Origin of the sequence: Actinomadura parmotrematis, from assembly GCF_019458805.1 — a bacterium.
Classification (GTDB): Bacteria; Actinomycetota; Actinomycetes; order Streptosporangiales; family Streptosporangiaceae; genus Spirillospora; species Spirillospora parmotrematis.
Map to the genome: position 1 here is coordinate 114,500 of NZ_JAIBOA010000018.1, position 19,520 is coordinate 134,019.

The window sequence follows — 19,520 nt, forward strand, 5'->3', positions numbered from 1 at the left end:
TATCGGGTGCCGCTACCCTCGTGTGCGTGAGTCGAGAAGGTGTGACGCCGCAGAGCGAGGATTTCTCCGCCTGGTACAACGAGCTGGTGATCCAGTCCCAGCTGGTGGACCGTGGACCGGTGCGGGGCACGATGGTCATCCGCCCGTACGGGTACCGGATCTGGGAGCTGCTCCAGGCCGACCTGGACCGGCGCATCAAGGAGGCCGGGCACGACAACGCCTGCTTCCCGATGTTCATCCCGGAGTCCTACCTGAAGCGCGAGGCCGAGCACGTCGAGGGCTTCTCGCCGGAGCTCGCCGTCGTCACCATCGCCGGCGGCAAGGAGCTGGAGGAGCCGCTCGTCGTGCGGCCGACCTCCGAGACGGTCATCGGCGAGTACATGGCCAAGTGGATCGACTCGCACCGCGACCTGCCGCTGCTGCTGAACCAGTGGGCCAACGTGGTCCGCTGGGAGATGCGGCCCCGCATGTTCCTGCGCACCACCGAGTTCCTCTGGCAGGAGGGCCACACCGCCCACCTGGACGAGGCCGACGCGATGCGCGAGACGATGTGGGCGCTCCAGGACGCCTACGCCGCCGTCGCCCGCGACCTCGCCGCGATGCCCGTCGTGCCGGGCGAGAAGACGCCGGGCGAGCGGTTCGCCGGCGCCGTCCGCACGTACACGATCGAGGCGATGATGCGCGACGGCCGCGCGCTGCAGGCCGGCACGTCGCACTACCTCGGCACCAACTTCGCCAAGGCGTTCGAGATCCAGTACCAGGACGAGGCGGGCAGGCTGACGCTCGCCCACACCACGTCCTGGGGCATGAGCACCCGCATGATCGGCGGCGTGATCATGACGCACGGCGACGACAAGGGCCTGGTGCTGCCGCCGCGGCTGGCGCCCTACCAGGTCGTCATCGTCCCGATCGGCCGCAAGGAGCAGGGCGAGGAGGCCGCCGCGGAGGCGCGCCGCCTCGGCCAGGCGATCCGGTCGATGGGCATCCGCGTGCACGTCGACGACAACCGGCCGCAGCTCTCGCCCGGCTTCAAGTTCAACGAGTGGGAGCTGCGCGGCGTCCCGGTCCGCATCGAGCTCGGCAAGCGCGACATCGACAACGGCGTCGCGACGCTCGCCCGCCGGCTGCCGACCGTCGAGGGCCAGGGCAAGGAGCAGATCCCGCTCGACAAGCTGCCCGAGCTGCTGCCCGGCATCCTCGCCGAGTTCCAGCGGTTCCTCTACGACCGCGCGGAGGCGTTCCGCGAGGAGCACACCGCCGACGTCGACACCTGGGACGCGTTCGCCGCGCAGGTCGCGGGCGGCTGGGCGCGCGCGTTCCACTGCGGCCGCACCGCGTGCGAGGACGAGATCAAGGCCGAGACGGCCGCGACGCCGCGCTGCATCCCGCTGGACGCGCCGCAGGAGTCCGGCGCCTGCGTCAAGTGCGGGCAGCCGTCCGCCTACGGCAAGCGCGTGATCTTCGGCAAGGCGTACTAGGACGCGACGAGGCCGCCCGTCCCGGAGTCAGGGGCGGGCGGCCTCGTCGCGTGCGGTCAGTTCTTGCGCGGCCCGGCGGCCTCGTCCAGGTCGTCGGCCTTCTCCTGCTCGGCGGCGTCGCGCATGGTCCGCCGCTCGCCCGCGGCGACCTCGCCGTCGCGGCGCTCGGGGTGCCGGTCGGCGGCGCGGCGCGTCAGCACCGGCTGCACGAACCACACCCAGGACGTCAGCAGGCCGATCACGAGGACGGTCGCCCAGGCCGCCCAGCCGTTGGTCAGCGACTCGATGATCAGCGTGGTGGAGGCGGTGATCGACACCGCCAGCCCGACCGCGGCGACGATGCCGAACCGGTTGGCGCGCCGGATCAGCAGCGCCTTCTGCCCGGCCTGGAACAGGATCCGGTGCTGGATCACCGGGGCGATGAAGCAGATCGAGGCGAGCGCGGCGGCGAACAGCGCCACGTAGAACAGCCACTTGCCGACGCCGTCGACCTCGTGGAAGCGGGCCGCGTAGGGGACGGTCAGCAGGAAGGCGAACAGGACCTGCACGCCGGTGACCGCCACGCGGAACCCTTGCAGGAGCTCGATGAGCTGCCGGTCGAGCCGCTCGTGCTCGGTCTCGTCGCGCTTGGGCCGTTCACTGTTCGCCATGCGCCGGGCTTACCCCGACAAATGTAGTTAATGCACCGCTCACCTGGCGTTCTCTCCGCGGACGGCGTCAGTTCAGCGACGGCGGCCGGACGCGCAGCGCCAGCATCGACACGTCGTCGCGCAGGTCGCCGTCGGAGAACTCCAGCAGCACCCGCTCGACCGCGTCCAGCATGCCCTGCACGGGACCGCCGGCGTTGCCGGCGAGCGCCTCCAGCAGCCGCTCCTGGCCGAACTCCTGCCGGGTGAGGTCGCACGCCTCCAGCACCCCGTCCGAGTGCAGGAACAGCGTGTCGCCGGGGCCGAGCTCGATGCTGTCGAGACCCGCCTCGAAGTCCTCGAACAGGCCGAGCGGGACGCCGCCGCGCGAGGCCGTCCTGATCACCCCGTCGGCGCGGATCACGATCGCCGGCGGGTGCCCGGCGATGCCGAGCCGCACCGTGACGCCGTCCTCGCGGACCGCGAGGGCCGCCATGACCGCCGTCACGAACCGGTCCTGGTCGAGCAGCGACTCGTTGACCATGGCCAGCACGTCGGCGGGCGCGTCCTTCCACCGCGACACGAGGCGCACCCCGTGCCGCGCGGTGGAGGTGACCGCCGCCGCGTCCTCGCCCTTGCCGCACACGTCGCCGAGGACGAGGCCCCAGCCGCCCGGCGTCGGGAACACGTCGTAGAAGTCGCCGCCGACCTCGGCGCCGTGCGTGGCGGCCAGGTAGCGGGCCGCCAGGTCGACGCCGGGGATCTGCGGCAGGCTCTTCGGCAGCAGGCTCGCCTGGAGGGTGTCGGCGACCTCGGCGCGCCGCCGGTACAGCCGGGACGCGCGGATCACCAGCGCCAGGTAGCGGCCGAGGCGCTGCACGACCGACAGGTCCCGCAGGTCGAACGGGCCGTGCTCGCCGCTGCCCGCCAGCGTGATCGCGCCGATGCAGCGGTCGCCGTCCTCGATCGGCACGCAGAGGACCGAGGTCGCGCCGATCAGGGAGAGCACCGGGCGGCCGTCCGGGCAGGTGCCGAGGAGCTTCAGGTCCTCCACGTTCGGCCGCAGGGCGCTCTGCCGCGTCGTGTAGACGGTGTGGGGGAGCGTTCCGGCGGCCGGGTCGAGGGTCTCCAGGACGCGCGCCGCCTCGTGCGTGCGCTCGTCCTCGGCGGCGCCCATCACCACCTGGCGGCGCAGCGTGCGCGCGGCGGCGCCGGGCGCGCCCGGCTCGGGCACGGTGATGTCGATCAGCGCCCAGTCGGCCAGCTCGGCGGCGAGCAGCCGGGCGCAGCGCCGCACCGCGACGGTCTCGTTGAACACCGGCTCGTCGAGCAGCAGCTCGCTCGCGGTGGCGAGCACGTCCATGCGGTGCACCAGCGCCGCGACGGCCTCGTCGTCGACCGGCGCGGCCCGCTCGGCGCGGTCGCCGGCGTCGTCGGTCGGGGTGGTCGTCGGGCCCGCGACGGCGATCACCATCGGGTCGGGCTCGCCGGGGATCCACACCCGGGTGAGCGTCACCACCGCGTCGATCGGGCGCTCGCGGCCGAGGAACCGCACCGGCACCCGGCGCCGCTTGCCGGTCCGCACCACCGACGCGAGCTGCGAGCGGAGCGCCGCCCGCGACGGCAGGTCGCAGAACGCGGTGAACTGCTTGCCCGACACGTAGCCCGAGGAGGTGCCGAGCAGCGCCGCGGCCTGCTTGTTCACCCGGCGGACGCTGGTGTCGCGGTCCAGCACGAACATCGGGACCGGCGCGTCGGAGAACACCGCGCGCAGCACCCGCCGCTCGGACTCGGCCGCCGCCGCGCCGCCGCCCGCGCCGCCCTGGCCGTTGCCGACGGCGCGGAGCGCGGTGAGCGCGAACTCCAGCTCCTCCAGCGCCGCGTCCAGCGTCGCGCGGGTGTCGGCGGCCGGCATCCCGGCGGCCTCGCGCAGCTCGCCGATCCGGCCCTCCAGCTCGGAGATCTCGCGCAGGATCGTCTCAGGTTCGAGCTGATCGGGCATCGAGGCTCCCCCTTGGGTTCTTCGAGCGGGCACGGCGGGGCGGGACCACGGGAGGGGACGGGTCGCGGGCCGCCCGGCAGGGCTTGTGGACAGGGTAGGCGGTCGGGGGAGGCGGTCCGGCGGGATCGCCGAGCGCAGCCTATTCCCCAACGGCGCATAGGGCCTAGTTCGGATGTTGCGGACGCGTCGGGCGGGGCGGCGGGGACGTCAGAGCAGCCCCTGATCACCGACGATGCGCTGCGCGAGCGCCGTCAGCTTCACGTGCCGGGTCTGGGAGATCCGGCGCATCTCGGCGAACGCCTGGTCGGCGTCGCAGCCGAGCGAGTGCATGAGGATGCCCTTGGCCTGGTCGACGATCGCCCGCGACTCCACGGCCTCCTGGAGCTGCACGGCCGTCCGGTGCACCTGGCCGTACTGCAGGGAGTTGGACACCGCCGCGGTGCCCTGCGCGACGAGCAGCGCGGCGAGGGCCTGCTGCCCCGGCAGCAGCGCCCGCGGCGTCACCCCGTACAGGGTGAGGGTGACGAGGACGGGCTCGTTCAGGTGCGGGGTGGTGGCGAAGCTGCGCACCCCGCGGCGGAGCAGGTCGGCCATCGCCTCCGGCCAGCGGGCCTCGGCCAGGATGTCGTCGGAGCTGAGGGCGCGGCGCTCCTGCACCACCTCGAAGATCGGGCCGGTGCCGCGGGCCAGCTGCCGGTCGACGGCCTCGGCGAGGTCGGGATGGCTCGCCGCCGAGGCGAGCGGCTCGGGCCGCTCGCCGCCGTCGCCGAGCGACCAGCGGACGCTGGAGGCGCCCGCCGCGCCCGGGACCGCGCGGGTGGCGAGCTCGGTGACGCGGTGCAGCGTGCCGATGTCGGAGGACTCGCCCACCATCCCGAGATGGGCGATCTCCAGCGCGAGCTGGTCGGTGAGAACGGCATCGGTGGTCGGCACGGCTTCGACCGTATCCTGTGGGTCGGACGTTTCGCACTGCCCCCGGAGTCGCGCTCGTCTCTCCTCGCCGGGAGCGGGCTCAGGCGCTCGGGGGCGCCTTGGCGATCTCCGCGAGGAGGGGCGCGGCGTCCGCCGTGAGCGCCAGGTCGCCGATCGTGACGATGCCGACGGGCCGGTGCGCGCCGTCCACCACGGGCAGGCGGCGCACGGCCCGCTCGCGCATCAGCCGGACCGCGGTGTCGGTGTCGTCGTCGGGGCCGACGGTGACGAGGTCGGCGGTGCAGATCTCGCCGAGCGGGGTGAGGGCGGTATCGCGCCGCTCGGCGACCGCCCGGACCACGATGTCGCGGTCGGTGACCATGCCGCAGAGCCGCCCGGCGTAGGTGACCAGCACGTCGCCGACGCCCTCGTCGCGCATGACGCGGGCGGCCTCGGACAGCGTGGCGCTCAGCGGGAGGGACTGCGGGCCGGCGGTCATGACGTCGCTCACTCTCCGTGACATAGCCTGCACAACTCCCATCCTCGGAGATCGCCGCCGCTCCCCGGCGCGCCCGTACCCGCGCGCGGCCGGGCTATGCGGAACGCGCGCTCAAAACGCGAACAGCGCGCCGGTCCGGGCGCTCAGCTCGCAGCTGTTGGCGTAGCGGGCGTGGAAGGCGACCGGGGATCCGCGCCACATGCCGGAGGCGTCGGCGACGACGGGCGCGTACTCGCGGGTGCAGACGACGTCCTTCGCCGGCGCCTCGGCCCTGCCGCGCCGCTGCTCCAGCTCCCGGCAGGCGTCCTCCTTGCGGGGGTGCTCCCCGGCGGGCGGGTCGCAGCGCAGCACGACCGAGCGGGCCGCGGAGATGTGGTCACCGGGACGCGTCAGCGCCAGCCGGACCTCGGTCCGCGGGGCGGCCGGCGGCGGGGTGGGCAGGAAGGCGAGCGCGGCGCTCGCGAGGACGGAGGCGACGAGGTGCGGCACGGACACTCCCGATGATCGGAACCCAGGGTGTCGCCCAATGTATCCGTGCCGCTACTTAAAGTGCCCGACGTTCGGCGGCGACACTGGGGTCATGCGGCGAGCGCAGCGGCCCGGTCGTGGCCGGCCAGCGCCTCCCGGAGCTGCTTGCGGCCCCGGTGCAGGCGCGACATCACCGTGCCGATGGGCGTGCCCATCATCTCGGCGATCTCCTTGTAGGCGTAGCCCTCCACGTCGGCGAGATAGACGGCGTCCCGGAAGTCGGCGGGCAGCGCTCGCAGCGCGGCCACCACCGCCTGGTCGGGGATGCGGTCCAGCGCCTCGTGCTCGGCCGAGCGGAACCCGGCCGCGTGCGCCTCGGCCTGCGCGATCTGCCACTCCTCCAGCTCCTCCGACCCCGCCCGCTGCGGCTCGCGCTGCTTCTTGCGGTAGGTGTTGATGAAGTTGTTGGTGAGGATGCGGTGCAGCCACGCCTTGAGGTTGGTGCCCTCCTTGAACTGGTGGAAGTTGACGTAGGCCTTGGCCAGCGTCTCCTGCACCAGGTCCTCGGCGTCGGCGGGGTTGCGGGTCATCCGCACGGCGCTCGCGTACAGCGGCGTGGCGAGCGGCAGCACGTCCCGCTCGTAGCGCTCGGCGCTGCCGCCGCCGTGCGCGGCACCGCCCTGCGCGTCGAGGCCCTGCGCGTCGCGGCCGTCGATGCCGTCGCCGGCCTGGGCGGGCACCTGCGCGACGTCCCGGCGCCGTTCGCCGGGGCGCGCGTCGCGGATCTCGGTGCGCATCTCGGTGCGCATCTCGGTGCGCATCTCGGTGCGCATCTCGGTGCGCATCTCGGTGCGCATCTCGGTGCGCATCTCGGTGCGCATCTCGGTGCGCATCTCGGTGCGCATCTCGGTGCGGACGCCGTCGTGGCGGGCGTCGTGGCGGGCGTCGGGGCGGGTGTCGTCGGGGCGGATGTCACGGTGCGCGTCGGCGGGCCGGGCGGCGTCACGGAGGGGGCGACGGGTGTCGCGCCCGTCCGCGGTGCTCCGGCCGGCGGGCACCTGGATCTCCGGCGTGGTCGCTGCAGTGGCCATTTCGCTCCCCCTTGGTCATGGTCGACTGGCGGGCGCGTGCCGGGGACACGCGCGGGCCGGGCGGACAGCCGCCCCCCTTGGCGGTACGCCCACCGTTCCCACCGGGTTCGCCTGTAATCGGACATAAGGCTCGGCCGGGCTCCGGAGCCGGCTGCGCGTGGCGGGTGAGCCGGGCGGAGGGGGTGGCGCGCATCCGCGGTGGCCAGGGCGACCCCGTTCGCCGGGACGTCGCGGGCCCGCTGAATCGGGCGCGACCACTCTTCGGTGGCGCTCTCGTTAGGTAAGACGCCTGGAACGGTACACGGAGTTGCGTGACCTCGCTCACAAACCCCGGGTAAACGCACCGGCGCCACCGGGCAATGCCCTAAAGCGCCGGACCAAGCGCACCCCGGAAATCTTCCCGCCGCCCGCCTCGCGTACCCCGTGTCACGGCCGGACGGCCGGACGGCCGGACGCTGGGGGCGTCCGGTCGTCCGGGTCGTGCGGAGGGGAAAGGGGCCGCGCGGGGCGGGCCGCCGGGGGCGGCCCGCCCTCGGGTCAGCCGATCAGGTAGCGCAGCGAGCGGGCCACGAGATCGCGCTGCTGCGCCGTGGTCTTCGCCTGCTCGATGCCGAAGCCGAGCAGCACGCTGTCCTTGGTGGACACCGCCGCGACCGTGTCGATCACGGCCTGCGAGCGGACGAACTCCGAGGTGTTGCCGGGGCTGCCCGCCGGGGCGCCCTGGATCGCCCACGGGCCGAGGCCCGTCTCGAAGCCCTCGGCGTCCAGCGTGCCGCCGGTGGTGGTGACCTTGGTGTCGTCGATGAACAGCCCGGCGCCGCCGGTGAACGGGTCGCTCACGTAGGAGATCGACACCTCCACCTTCTTGCCCGCGTACGCCGACAGGTCGAACGCCGCCGGCACCCAGCCGTTGGAGTTGCCGGTGAAGGAGTTCCACGCGCCGGTGGACCCGGTGTTGCCGCAGGGGTTGGCCTGCGTCAGGTAGTGCAGCAGGAACGGGTGCATGTCGGTGAGGAAGCCCTGCTCGCAGTCCGCCGGGACGCGGGTGGTGGTGCGGCCGTTCTTGTCCGGCAGCGTCGTCCAGTCGTCGGCGCCGGCCGTGTGCGCCTCGACGATCACGTGGTCGTAGCCGGTCTCGGTGCTGTAGGACAGCTGCGCCTGCAGCGCCGGGGCCTGCGCGGCGGTGACCGACGACAGGTCCACGGTGCGGGTGAGGCGCCGGTACAGGCTGTCCTGGTGGGTGCCGGCGACGTACCAGGAGCCCTCGGCGGGCTCGTACGGCCCGGTCCGGCCGAGGTAGTCGCCCGACTTCCAGCTCCTGAACTGCGGGTACTGCGACGGCGGCAGCACCGTCGAGGTCACCTGGAAGCCGCCCGCCTCGTTGACGGGGTTGGTGGCGGTGCCCGCCAGGTCGGCGGTGGTGCTCCCGAACGGCTTGCCGGCCCCGGCGAACCCGGTCGGGTTCCCGACGATCTGCCGGTCGTAGGCGCCGAGGTAGTACTGCAGGAAGTCGTCCGACAGCAGCTCGCAGTCGTCCCGGAAGCTCGTGGTGATCACGCAGGGCTTCTCGGGGTGGCCCTTCAGGCCGTAGTAGATGCCGCCGCCGTTGGCCTGCGCGAGCGGCCCGTTGTACCCGGTGGTCTCACCGGTGTTGAGCAGCTTGCCGCCCTCGTTCAGGTACGAGCGCACCTGAAGCACGAGGTCCTTGGCGCGGTCGGCGACCTGCGAGTCGGGGTAGTCGCCGATGACGGTGTGCAGCGGCTCGTCGGCGGCGTCCTGGGTGAGCCGGTTGTCGCCGAGCTCCCAGACCACGGCCTTGAAGTGCTTGAGGACGCCGAGGTCGTGCGGGACGCCGTCCTTGTCGATGTCCCACACCAGCGCGCGGTGCCCGCTGGCGTTGACCAGGCCGGCGTACTGCGCGCCGTAGCGGGGCGCCGCCGTCCCGGCCGGGTAGGTCGGGTTCACGCCCTTGTAGTCCTCGTCCGCCACGACCAGGACGTCGGCGCGTTTCTGGTCGCGGACGGTGTACGTCCAGTGCGCGCTCTGCACGGCCTTGCCGCCCGAGCCGCCGCTGAACCACACCTCGACCTTGTCGCCGGGCCGCTGCCCGCTGATCCTGGCGCGGTACTCGCCGTAGTAGATCCTGTTGTCGCGGCCGTAGCGCTCGCCGCCGCGCCATTCGGAGACGCCCGCGGTGCGGGTGCGGCCCCCGTTGACGCGGTAGTTGACGCGCTTGGCGGGCACGGCCCGCCGGATCACCGACGCGACCTCCTGGGACGAGCCGTAGGAGGTGGTGAACGGGTCGGGCTCGAAGTCGGGCGCGGTGCGGCCGACCGGCGACGTCGGCCGGTCGGGGTGCGTCGCGGACTGCCCGACGGCCATCGCGAGCGGCAGGTTCTTCTGGAACTCCCGGGCGATCAGCGCCTCGTCGTCGGGGAACTCGAAGTCGCTGCCGCAGTCGGCGGGATCCCACTGGTCGTCGGGGTCCTCGCGCGAGGCGGTGGTGCAGGTCGCCATCTCCGGCGTGATCGACAGCGAGCCGTAGTAGTGGTCGAGCTGCCCGTCGGTGTCGCCGTTGGTGGTGTAGAGCTGCGCGCCGAGCTCGGGCGTGTAGCCGGGCACCGCCGGGTGGTCGATGTCGCCGAGGAGCGCGTCGTACAGGGCGTCGTCGGGGCTGCGGGTGAGGGTCTGCCAGCCGACGCCGTGCAGCAGGAGCTCGGCCGCCGAGTGGTAGTTGAGGACGTACTTCGGCCGCAGCCGCTTGTACAGGGCGTCCTGCGCCTTGGTCTCGGGCTCGGACTCGGGCGACGGGCCGCGGTAGGTCTCGCCGCTCGGCTGGTCGGTGGAGCCCTCGTTGTCGTAGCCCCACTTGTAGGGGAAGTTGCGGTTCAGGTCGACGCCGTCGGCGCCGGTGATCTGCCCGTCGCCGTTGTTGTCGCGGACGTTCTTGCGCCACAGCCGGAAGTCGGGCTGGAACGTCAGGTCGTAGCCGTCGACGTTCACGACCGGGATGAACCACAGGTCGGTGGTGTCGACGAGCTTGGTGACGGCGGCGTCCGTGCCGTAGTTCTCGACGTCGTGGTGCAGCAGCCGGCGGATCATCTCGGGGGTGATCCACTCGCGGGCGTGCTGGGCGGCCTGGTAGACGACCGCGGGCCGGCGGCCGTCCTTCAGGTGCCGGACGTCCTTGCTCACCCGGATCGCGGTGATCGGCTGCCCGGACACGGCCTTGCCGATGTCGACCGCCTGCGCGATGTCGGGGTGCTCGGCGGCCAGCTCGACGATCTCCTCGCGGATGTTGCCGGCGCCGCTGTAGGGCCGGAACACTTTCTCGGGCGCCGCCTTGGCGCGCGCGGCGACGTTCTTGCCGTCGACCTTGCGCACCTCCAGCCGGACGCCCGCGCGGCCGAGCCGGGCGGCCTGGTCGCCGCTCAGCACCGCCACGACGTGCGTCGTGCCGGCCTTCGCGCCCTTGGTGAGGGTGACGTCGTCGCGGTCCACGCCCGCGTTGTTCAGCAGCCTGATCTGGTCGCTCGTCAGGTCGCCCTGGTAGACGTCGACGGCGGGCCCGGGGGCGGCGGGCTTCGGACTGGCGCTCGCGCTCGGGGTCGTCGCCGCGAGCGTTCCGGTGAGGAGCGCGGCCGCGGCCAGGATCGAGGTCGTCCGGCGGCCGCCCGGCGGCCACTGGAAGGTAAAGCGCCGGAAAAACATGCGCGTCATCGCGCCTCCCTGGCGTCGATCAAGATGGGGGTGGCGCGATCGTCCGTTGGACGGACAAAGGTGTCAATGCGCCGTCATGTGCCGTTGCCGCATCCGGTCAATCACGGGGCGTTGTGCACCGGAAAGGGGTATCAGGAGTCGGGACGGACGCCCCGTTTCGCCCGGCCGAGTTCCGCGGACCGCCAGCGCCGCCGGGGTCACCAGAGGTAACGTCCTCTTTACTGCGGGTTGCCGCGAACGTTAAGGGCGGCCCGCCCGATGGAGGGGTCCGCGTGGTCATCGCTCAAGGACAGTCGATGGCGTCGCCGGGGGGGAACGACCGAAGGCCCACCGAGGCGCGCAACATCTCAGCAGCAGCCGAGGACGATCCGGGCGGAGCCCGGGCGCCCTACCTGCTCGGCCGGCACCTGCTCGGCGTCGCCCGGCTCGCCGTGGTCGCGCTCAACGGGCACGGCCGCGTCAGCCACTGGAGCCGCACCGCCGACGAGCTGTTCGGCGTGCGGCCCGGCACCGCGGTCGGCCGCGCCGTCGGCTCGCTGCTGCGGCTCCCGACGCCCTACCGGCCGATCATGGAGCCGGGCGCGGCGGCCTGCGGCACCTGCGCGGTGCCGCGCGCCGACACCGGCGCGCCCGTCGAGATCGCCTGGTGGGCCTATCCGGTCGGCCGCCCGGACGGCGACGCGGCCGGCACCGGCGGCGTCCGCCTGCTGGCCTTCGCGATGGACCTCGCCCGCTTCCGCGACGGCGGCCTCGACCTCGGCCTGGACGACCTCACCTTCACCGCGCCCGCCGGCGCGCTGCGGCACCTGGCGGTCACGCCGGTGCTCGCCCCCGGCGGCGGCGACGGCGGCCGCACCGGCGCCCGCCTCGCCGAGCTGCTCCCGCTCGTCGGGCTGCCCGCCGAGCCGCTCCTCACCCGGGCGCTGGAGCTCGGCCACCCGGCCGTCGACCTCGCCGCGACCGTCCGGCTCCCCGTCGTCCCGCACACCGGGGGCGCCGCGCGGGCCGTCCGGCTCCGGCCGGCGCCCGCCGCGCCGCCCGCGCCGCGCCGCCGCCACAGACCGGAGGCCCGGGCCGCGGCGGACCGGTTCGCCCGCCTGGCCGAGGCCGCCGCGCGCATCGACACCGCCGCCGACGTCCCCCGGGCGCTCGCCGAGGCGCTCGTCCCCGACGTCGCCGACGCCGCCGGCGTCCGGCTCGTCACCGCCGGCGTCGCCGAGCGCGTCGCGCACGCCGGCGAGGTGCCCGGCGGCGGGCCGAACGGGCAGGTCGCCGCCGTCCTCGCGACCGGCCGCGCGCACCGCGGTACCGCCGCCGACGGGCCCGCCGTCGTGCCGCTGACGGCGCACGGCCGCACCCTCGGCACCGTCGAGCTGTGGCGCGGCGCCGAGGCGGCCGCGTTCGACGACACCGACCTGGCGCTCGCCGGCGGGCTCGCCCGCCACGCCGCGCTCGCCCTCGACGAGGCGCGGCTCCGCGACCGCGAGGCGCGGACCGTCCGCGACCTGCAGCGCGCCCTGCTGCCGGACGCGCCGCCCGCCGTCGCGGGCGCCGAGGTCTGCCTGCGCTACCGGCCCGCCGCCGTCGCCGAGCGGAGCGGCGGCGACTGGTACGACGCGATCGCGCTGCCCGGCGGCCGCGTCGGCGTGCTGGTCGGCGACGTCCTCGGCCCGGGCCTCGCCGCCGCCGCCGCCATGGGGCGGCTCCGCGCGGCGTTCCGCACCCTGGCGCGGCTCGACCCGCCGCCCGGCCGGATGCTCGCCCAGCTCGACGAGATCGCCGCCGAGCTCGGCGGCGAGCACGCCGCGACCTGCCTGTACGCGGTGTACGACCCGATCGGCCGCTGCTGCGCGCTCGCGTCGGCCGGTCACCTGCCGCCGGTGCTGGTCACCCCCGAGGGCGGCGCCCGCGTCCTCGACCTGCCGGTCGGCCCGCCCGTCGGCGCGGGCGGGCCGGGCGGCGCGTCCCACGCCACCGTCGAGGTCCCCGTCGCCGACGGGTCGCGGCTCGCGCTCTGCACCGACGGGCTGCTGACCGGCGGCGGCCGCGCCGTCGAGACCGGCCTGGAGGAGCTGCGCGCCCGGATGGCGGGGGAGCGGCGGCCCCTGGCGGACAGCTGCGACGGCCTGCTGGCCGCGCTCGCCGCCGAGCCGGCCGACGACGCCGTCCTCGCGCTGCTCGGCTGCGACGGCATCCCGCAGCGGGACATGGCCTCCTGGCAGCTGGAACCCGACCCCAGCATGGTGCCGCGCGCCCGCGCGCAGGCCGCCGCGCAGCTCGCCGCGTGGGGCCTCGCCGACCTCACCGACACCGTGCAGCTGCTCGTCAGCGAGCTCGTCACCAACGCCCTCGTCCACGGCGCCGGCGCGATCGGCATGCGGCTCGTCCGGATGGGCACGCTGCGCTGCGAGGTCCACGACGACGGGCCCGAGCTCCCGCGGCTCTGCCAGACCGGCGCGCACGACGAGTCGGGGCGCGGGCTGCAGCTGGTCAGCCACCTCGCCGAGCGGTGGGGCACCGACCGGACCGACCGGGGCAAGGTCGTCTGGTTCGAGCACGCCCTGCCGGACCCGGGAACCGGCCCCGCCGGTCGGTAGGAAACTGTCCCTTCGCCGACAGATCCCTGCCAAGGTCATTTTCAGGTCTGATCGGTAATGTCGGTCGGGTTCGGCAACCAGCGGGGGCGAGAACTTGGGAGACAGTCTGACGCTGCCGGTGCCGGAGGCGCTGGACGGCACCTACGCCGTCGCGTTCGCCGAGCCGCCGGAGGCTCCGCGCGAGCTCGCGCGCGAGCAGGTGACGGCCCGCGTCGCGCCGCCGCTGCGCGACCTGGTCGTCAGCATGCTGGACAGTCCCATGCTCACCCTGGACCTGCGGCCCGCGGACGGGTTCCCGCCGCTGCCCGCGAGCCTGCTGACCCAGTACGGGGCCCCGCCCGCCGACCTCGCCGCGGTGGAAGCGGCGTCGCACCTGCTGGCGGTGCGCGCCGCCTACCGGCCCGGCTGGCCGCCCGCGCACGAGTGGGCGACCCGCGCGATCGCGGGCGCCGTCGCCGCCGCCGCGGGCGCGCCCGTCGTCGACGTCTTCACCCCGCGGATCCTGCCGCAGGACGAGCTGCTGCGGTCGCTGCCGAACGCCGACGGCGAGATCCGCCTGACCGACTGGATGCTGCTGCCGCACACCGCCGGACCGCACGGGTTCTGGTTCACCACCAAGGGCCTCGCCCGGTTCGGGCTGCCCGAGCTGCAGACCGAGAACGTCCCGCCCGCGCTCGTCGAACCCTGGGGGCGGCTGCTGAACGGCCTCGCCCGCCGCGTCCTCGACCTCTGGCTGGAGCAGCTCGCCGCCCTGGAGACGCCGGTGGTGGTGGACCTGCCCGAGACGGTGTCGGTCGGGCTGCAGGACGTCGCCGCCGCGCAGGGCACCGAGGAGGAGATGCGCCGCGAGGTGTCGGTGCGGCTGCGGCTCGACGCCCCCGACGGCGGCGCGCCCGTCCTCACCGTGCTCGCCGCCGACGACGGGCCCGACCGCCTCGAATCGCTCTGCACGGCCCTGTTCGGGATGCCCCGGACGGGCGCCGCCTGACCCCGTGCCCTGCGACCTTGCCGTCGCTCCCCCTCGCATCGGAGGATCGAGGACGTGAGATTCGGTTCCCGCGACAGCCCGAGCCCCGACCCCGAGCCCACGGACGGCGCCCGCGCCCCCGCCGCGTCCGGCCCCGCCCCTGCCGGGGGCGCGTCCGGCGACGCCGCCCGCGCCGTCCCGCACCCGGGCGACAAGCGGGTGGCCGGCCGCGCGCCGTCCCGGCCGTCCGACTGGGAACCGGTCCAGCCGCCGTCCACCGCCCCGGACATGCCGCCCCCGGGCCCACCCCCCGGCCCCCAACAGGGCGCCCCGCCACCGGGCCACCGGAGCCCGCCGCCTGGCGAGCCCCAACGCGCCGAGCAGGGCGCCCCGGCGGCCGGGCAGCAGAATCCGCCGCCAGGCCCGCCGCCTGGCGAGCCCCAGCGCGCGCAGCCGGGCACCGCGCAGGGCGGACGGCCAGGGCCGCCCTCAGGGCCGCCGTTGGGTGAGCCTCAGCGTGCGCAGCCGGGCACCGCGCAGCCGGGCCAGCCAGGTCCACCGCCAGGCACCGGGCAGGGCGGGCAGCCGGGCGTTCCGCAGGGCTCGTCCTCAGGTGGGGCGTCCGCGCCGCCTCCGCAAGGGGCGCCGTGGAGTCCGCGGCCCATGCCGCAGGGCCCGCAAAGCCCTCCGCCCGCGCCGCCGCCGACGCGGGGCTGGCGCCGCGTCCTGCCCGGGTCGCGCAACCAGCCGCCGCCCCCGCCGCCCGATCTGCAGCGCGCGAGGGCCAACCCCCTGCCGCCGAAGCCGCCCTCCGCCGAGCCGCCCGTGCAGCCCGTCCGTGAGGGCGGGCCGCCCCCGGCTCCCGCGCCCACCCGCCCGGACATCCCGCAGCAGCCGGCACCGCAGCAGCGCAGCGCTCCTCCCCAGGAACCGCCGCCAAAGGATGCCGACGAGCCCAGGCGTTCGTGGCGGATCTCCGACGTTCTCGGGCTCGGCAAGGGTGAGGAGCAGACCGACGAGCCGCCGCGCCCGCCTGCCGAGCGACCCGCCGGACCGCCCGCCGGACCGCCCGAACCGCCCTCCGCGCTGCCCGTCGCGGAGGCGGCGGCCGGGCGTCCGGCGGCGCCGCGCCGCGAGGAGCGGCCCGAGCAGAAGGAGGCGCCCCCCGACCCGATGGCGGACCCCGAGCGCCGCCGGGCCCTCGTCGACGGTTTCGTCGACGAGTTCGTCGGCGGCGCCACCTGGCAGGCCACCCTGGCGGTCCTCGAAGGCGCCTTCCCGGGCCTCGGGATGGCGTCCACCCTGTCGGGCCGCGCGGACGAGCTGTGGCGGGCCGGCGACGTCCTCGACCGGTCCGGCGGGCGCAAGCTCGGCCTGCCCGTCTGGACCGACGGCATGGGCATGGTCTTCGACCTCAGCGCCCGCCGCGCCCCGGGCGCGCCGCGCGGCCCGCGGGCCGGGCATCCGCGCGCGTCCCGCCCCTACGCGGGGGCGTTCGTCATCGACACCCTCGACCCGCTCCGCTACCACCGGGCCGTCGGCGGCCCGCGACCCCCGCAGGACGGCGTGCCCGAGCCGCGCTCGGCGGAGGAGGACGACACCGGCGTGGTGATCGTCGCGGAGCTGTCCGCCGCGGGCGCCCGGGTGCTCGACTCGGTCGCGCTGTGGCGGCACGCCGGGCGGGTGGTCACCGCGACGCTGGACGATCCGCTGAGCCCGCCGAGCCGCGTCCGCGCCCGGCGGGCGCTGCGCGCGCTGCGCCGGGTGGTGTTCGTCGACCCGGTGCTCGGCGTCGGCCTCTGCCTGCAGATCGACGCCGCCCGCACCCCGCGCTGCCTCCTGGCGTTCGCGGTGGACCGCACGGAGGTGACGGCCCCGCGCTTCGTCCGGGTGTGACCGGCGGGCGGCCCCTAGACCGGGGACCGCCCGCCGGTCATTCGCCGGCGCGCAGCCAGGACAGGTCGCACTGCGCCTCCTCGGGCAGCTCGCGGACCTGCGCGGCGAGCTCCCACGGGTCGCCGGCGGCCTCGACGTCGGGCGGCAGCAGGGCGCTGAGCAGGGCGTCGGGGGTGCGGACGGCGGCGAACGGGCCGATCCGCGCGACGCAGCCGCCGTCCAGGTGCGCCATCTCCGTCAGCAGCGCGTTGAGCGCGGACGGGTCGTGCGGGTCGTACATGGCGCGCACGTAGGCGAACAGCTCCTCGGCGAGCGCGTCGGGGCGGCGTCCCGAAAGCTGGTAGGCGGTGCCGCGGAAGGCCCCGCCGGGGGCCTTGGCGCTGCGCTGGTCGCGGATCCGGACGCGCAGCCCGTACTCGGCGGCGCACCGCTCGAACGCCTCGGCGAGCAGCGGCTCGGCCTCGCCCTCCTCGCTCAGCAGCAGGCCGGGGACGACGCCCTCCTGGCGGTCGAGGCGGTCGAGCATCTCGGCGTGCAGCTCGCCGATGTCCTGCTCCACGGCGTCCAGGGCGCGGGCGAGGGAGTGCTGGGCGTCGCGGTCCAGGTCGAGGTCCTCCAGCCGGGACGCCAGGGCGGCGAAGTCCTTCTCCAGCCGGGCGACCCGGTCCGCGATCGCGTCCACCCGCTCCAGCGTCTCGGGGGACGGCCGCGCGGGCTCGGCCTCGGGCGCGACGACCGGGGCGGTGTCGGCGACCTGCGCTTGGAGGGCCTCGTGCCGCTTGGCGAGGTCGGCGACCTTGGCCCGCAGGTCGCGCAGATCGGCCTGCGCCCGCGGCAGCCGTTTGTCGGACGCGAGGTAGAGCTCGCGCGCGCCGATCGCGAGGCAGATCAGGAACAGGATCACGGTCGTCGTCATCGGGCTCCTCGGGGGGCGGGCTCCTCATCCGACCCTAACCATCCCTCGCCCTCCGAACCGATAAGGCTGCGAATCCAGCCCGAAAACAACCGGATTGCTCGGCCGGTCCGCCGCGCGAGCGGCACCCCTCCCACCGCGCCGACCGCGCAGGTCTCCGCAGCGTCCCCGAGCCGGCCCTCGGACGCGCCGCTCGACGACGGCACCGCTCGCCAACGCTGGGATCGCTCGGCCGGACGGCGCGCTGCGCGGCTCTCGTGTGTCCAGTCCTCTGCTCCACCGCCGGCGATGACCACCCGGCCACCTGATGTTGAGATGCGGCGTGTTGGGCACTTTCGATCTTCAAAGTGCCCAACACGCCGCATCTCGACGTTCGATGACCGGTCAGTCATGGGCGGCGGGCCGCCATCGGCCGGCGGCGGGAGCGGTCAGCCGAAGAGGCCGTCCAGGAGGCCGCCGAGCACCTCGCCGGCCACGTTGCCGGCGACTCCTCCCGCGAGGTCGGCGACGCCGCCCGCCATGTCGGCGACGGCGCCGGCTGCGGCTCCGGCCGCGTAGGCGGCCGCGGCGTCGCCGAGCGGGTATCCGGACGCGCCGATCGCCGCCGCTCCGGCGATGCCCGCGGCGGCCACGCCGCCCACCGCCGCGGCGGCGCCCCAGGCGGCCGCGTGATGCCCGTGATGGTGGTGCGGCGCCGGGTGGTAGGCGGGCGGCAGCGGAGCGGGCCCGCCGTAATGGCCTGGCGCGGGCGGCGGCGCGTAGCCGCCGGGCGGAACGTGCCCGCCGGGGGCGGGCGGAATGTACGGGGGAGGCGCGGGCGCCGCCGGGTGTCCGCCGGGACCGCCCGCACCCGGCACGGGAGGCGGCGGGAAACCTCCTGGACCCGCGGAACCGGGTGCTCCGGCCGGCGGGTACGGCCCGGGCGCGGGACCGGCGGGGTGCGGTGCCGGTCCGCCGGTTCCAGGAGGCGGAAAGCCGCCCGGCCCGGCGGGAGGGGGTGCGCTGTGCCCGCCTGCCGGTGGGAACGCCCCAGGCCCGTCGAAGGGAGGGCGGCCGTCCGGCGCGGGAGGGAAGGACGGCGCACCGCCGGGGTTTCCAAAGTTTCCCGGCGGGGGTGGATAGGCCCCGTGGGCGGCGGCGGGCTGGGCGCCTGGGGGAGGGGGGAACGTGCCCTGCGCGGGGGCGGACGGGGTGCCGGGCGGCGGAGGCGGGAAGGCGGAGCCTGCGGGAGCCTCGCGGCCGTGCGGCGGGGGCGGCGGGAAGGCGGAGCCCGCCGGGGCCTCGCGGCCGTGCGGGGGCGGGGGAGGGAAGGCGTGGCTGTCGTGCCCGCCGCCGTGCCTGTCGTCGTGGCCGTTGGGCGGGCCGCCCTGCGCGGCGGCGGCGTGGGCACCATATCGGCCGGGGCCCGGCGGGGGCGGAGGAGGCGGGACGGGGTACGGGCCGCCGACCAGTTCCTCACCGTGGCCGGGCATGCCGGCGCCGGGGTCTCCTGCTCCGGGGCCTCCCGGCGCGGTGCCGCCGCTGCTGCCGAAAGCGCCGTGCCCCGAGGCGCCGGGCGGGAGGAGGGCGGCGGCTTCGAGCCAGGTGCCGATCTTTCCGGGCCAGTCCGTCTCCGCGGACTCCGCGTGGCCCGAGCGGAAGGCGCCGAAGTCGTCGTCCGGCGCGGCGCGCCCCGCGGCGCGCAGCTTGAACGACATCGTCCCCGGCGCGGCCACGAAGCTCAGCCCGACCCGCTCCAGCCGCCCCTGGTACGCCGGCGGCGGCACCAGGTGGATCTCCTGGTGGAAGGGGAGCTGCTGCGCGACGCCGCGCAGCTTCGCCTGCTCGAACGTCACGTGCTCGATCTGGAAGCCCAGCCGCGCGATCGCCGCCAGCACCCACTGCTGCGACTGGAGCGGCTCGACCGAGATCGGGTCGACGTCGCCGGGGTCCGCGCCGCCCTTGACGTCGACCTCGGTGCAGAGCCCGATGGTGAAGCCGGGCAGCTCGCGCCCGAGGACGGTCGTGAACGGCAGCTCGTAGGGCAGCGGGATGGAGAACGGCAGCGCCCGCTCCTGCCCCGGCTCCAGCCGGAACGCGCGGGTGAGCGCGCTGCGGTAGATCTCCGGGCCGGTGACGGGGCCGCCGCCGCCCGGCGTCATGAGCGGCATCAGCGCGATCGTGACGTGCCGGATGTCGGACGGGTGGTGCCCGCCCCTCAGGTGGACCTTGCCGGCCACCGCCCCGCCGGGGCGGTGGTTCGGCTCGGACAGGACGGTGTCCACGACCGGCCCCGTCCCCGGCTGCTGCCCGTACGGCACAGGCTGTTCCCCCTCACAGGCGCGCGGGGGAACAGCCCCCGCCGCAAGTCG

The 19,520-nt window shown here is 75.4% G+C and carries 13 protein-coding genes; 4 read left to right on the plus strand and 9 right to left on the minus strand.

All coding sequences use genetic code 11. The features are described 5' to 3' along the window. Positions 1–26: 26 nt before the first annotated feature. Entirely contained in the window at positions 27–1,478 is a 1,452-nt protein-coding gene (proS, locus tag K1Y72_RS25750) for a proline--tRNA ligase (RefSeq protein WP_308287230.1), read from the plus strand. A 56-nt stretch (positions 1,479–1,534) separates the two neighbouring features. On the opposite strand, the gene K1Y72_RS25755 is transcribed toward proS, so the two are convergent. From K1Y72_RS25755 to K1Y72_RS25785, 7 genes are all read right to left on the minus strand, one after another. After that, positions 1,535–2,128: a DUF6328 family protein gene (locus tag K1Y72_RS25755; protein WP_220169040.1), complete on the minus strand. Its 594-nt coding sequence runs from the start codon at positions 2,126–2,128 to the stop codon at positions 1,535–1,537. 67 nt (positions 2,129–2,195) lie between these two features. Then, the gene (locus tag K1Y72_RS25760; RefSeq protein ID WP_220169041.1) at positions 2,196–4,106 is read right to left on the minus strand and encodes a SpoIIE family protein phosphatase; all 1,911 of its coding nucleotides are present in this window, start codon (positions 4,104–4,106) and stop codon (positions 2,196–2,198) included. 207 nt (positions 4,107–4,313) lie between these two features. Next, the gene (locus tag K1Y72_RS25765) at positions 4,314–5,039 is read right to left on the minus strand and encodes an ANTAR domain-containing response regulator (RefSeq protein ID WP_308287231.1); all 726 of its coding nucleotides are present in this window, start codon (positions 5,037–5,039) and stop codon (positions 4,314–4,316) included. Between the two features lie 79 nt (positions 5,040–5,118). Then, entirely contained in the window at positions 5,119–5,529 is a 411-nt protein-coding gene (locus tag K1Y72_RS25770) for a CBS domain-containing protein (RefSeq protein WP_308287232.1), read from the minus strand. Between the two features lie 99 nt (positions 5,530–5,628). Beyond that, positions 5,629–6,012, minus strand: a complete 384-nt coding sequence (locus tag K1Y72_RS25775) for an SSI family serine proteinase inhibitor (protein WP_220169043.1) — start codon at positions 6,010–6,012, stop codon at positions 5,629–5,631. Positions 6,013–6,095: 83 nt separating this feature from the next. Beyond that, a complete protein-coding gene (locus K1Y72_RS25780) occupies positions 6,096–6,617 on the minus strand; it encodes a sigma-70 family RNA polymerase sigma factor (protein ID WP_372452997.1) in 522 nt (173 codons plus the stop codon). A 996-nt stretch (positions 6,618–7,613) separates the two neighbouring features. Continuing rightward, a complete protein-coding gene (locus K1Y72_RS25785) occupies positions 7,614–10,796 on the minus strand; it encodes a M14 family metallopeptidase (RefSeq protein WP_220169044.1) in 3,183 nt (1,060 codons plus the stop codon). 296 nt (positions 10,797–11,092) lie between these two features. On the opposite strand from K1Y72_RS25785, the gene K1Y72_RS25790 reads away from it, so the two are divergent. From K1Y72_RS25790 to K1Y72_RS25800, 3 genes are all read left to right on the plus strand, one after another. Beyond that, positions 11,093–13,393 carry a SpoIIE family protein phosphatase gene (locus K1Y72_RS25790; RefSeq protein ID WP_220169045.1) on the plus strand — a complete coding sequence of 767 codons (2,301 nt, stop codon included), beginning with the start codon at positions 11,093–11,095 and terminating at the stop codon, positions 13,391–13,393. A gap of 94 nt (positions 13,394–13,487) precedes the next feature. Then, positions 13,488–14,381, plus strand: coding sequence for a hypothetical protein (locus tag K1Y72_RS25795; protein WP_258573690.1), 894 nt, complete (start codon positions 13,488–13,490; stop codon positions 14,379–14,381). A 642-nt stretch (positions 14,382–15,023) separates the two neighbouring features. Beyond that, on the plus strand, positions 15,024–16,256 hold the full coding sequence (locus K1Y72_RS25800; RefSeq protein ID WP_220169046.1) for a hypothetical protein: 1,233 nt from the start codon (positions 15,024–15,026) through the stop codon (positions 16,254–16,256). A 37-nt stretch (positions 16,257–16,293) separates the two neighbouring features. On the opposite strand, the gene K1Y72_RS25805 is transcribed toward K1Y72_RS25800, so the two are convergent. Next, entirely contained in the window at positions 16,294–17,172 is an 879-nt protein-coding gene (locus K1Y72_RS25805) for a hypothetical protein (protein ID WP_220169047.1), read from the minus strand. 425 nt (positions 17,173–17,597) lie between these two features. Beyond that, positions 17,598–19,469, minus strand: coding sequence for a sporulation protein (locus K1Y72_RS25810; protein ID WP_220169048.1), 1,872 nt, complete (start codon positions 19,467–19,469; stop codon positions 17,598–17,600). Positions 19,470–19,520: the final 51 nt, after the last annotated feature.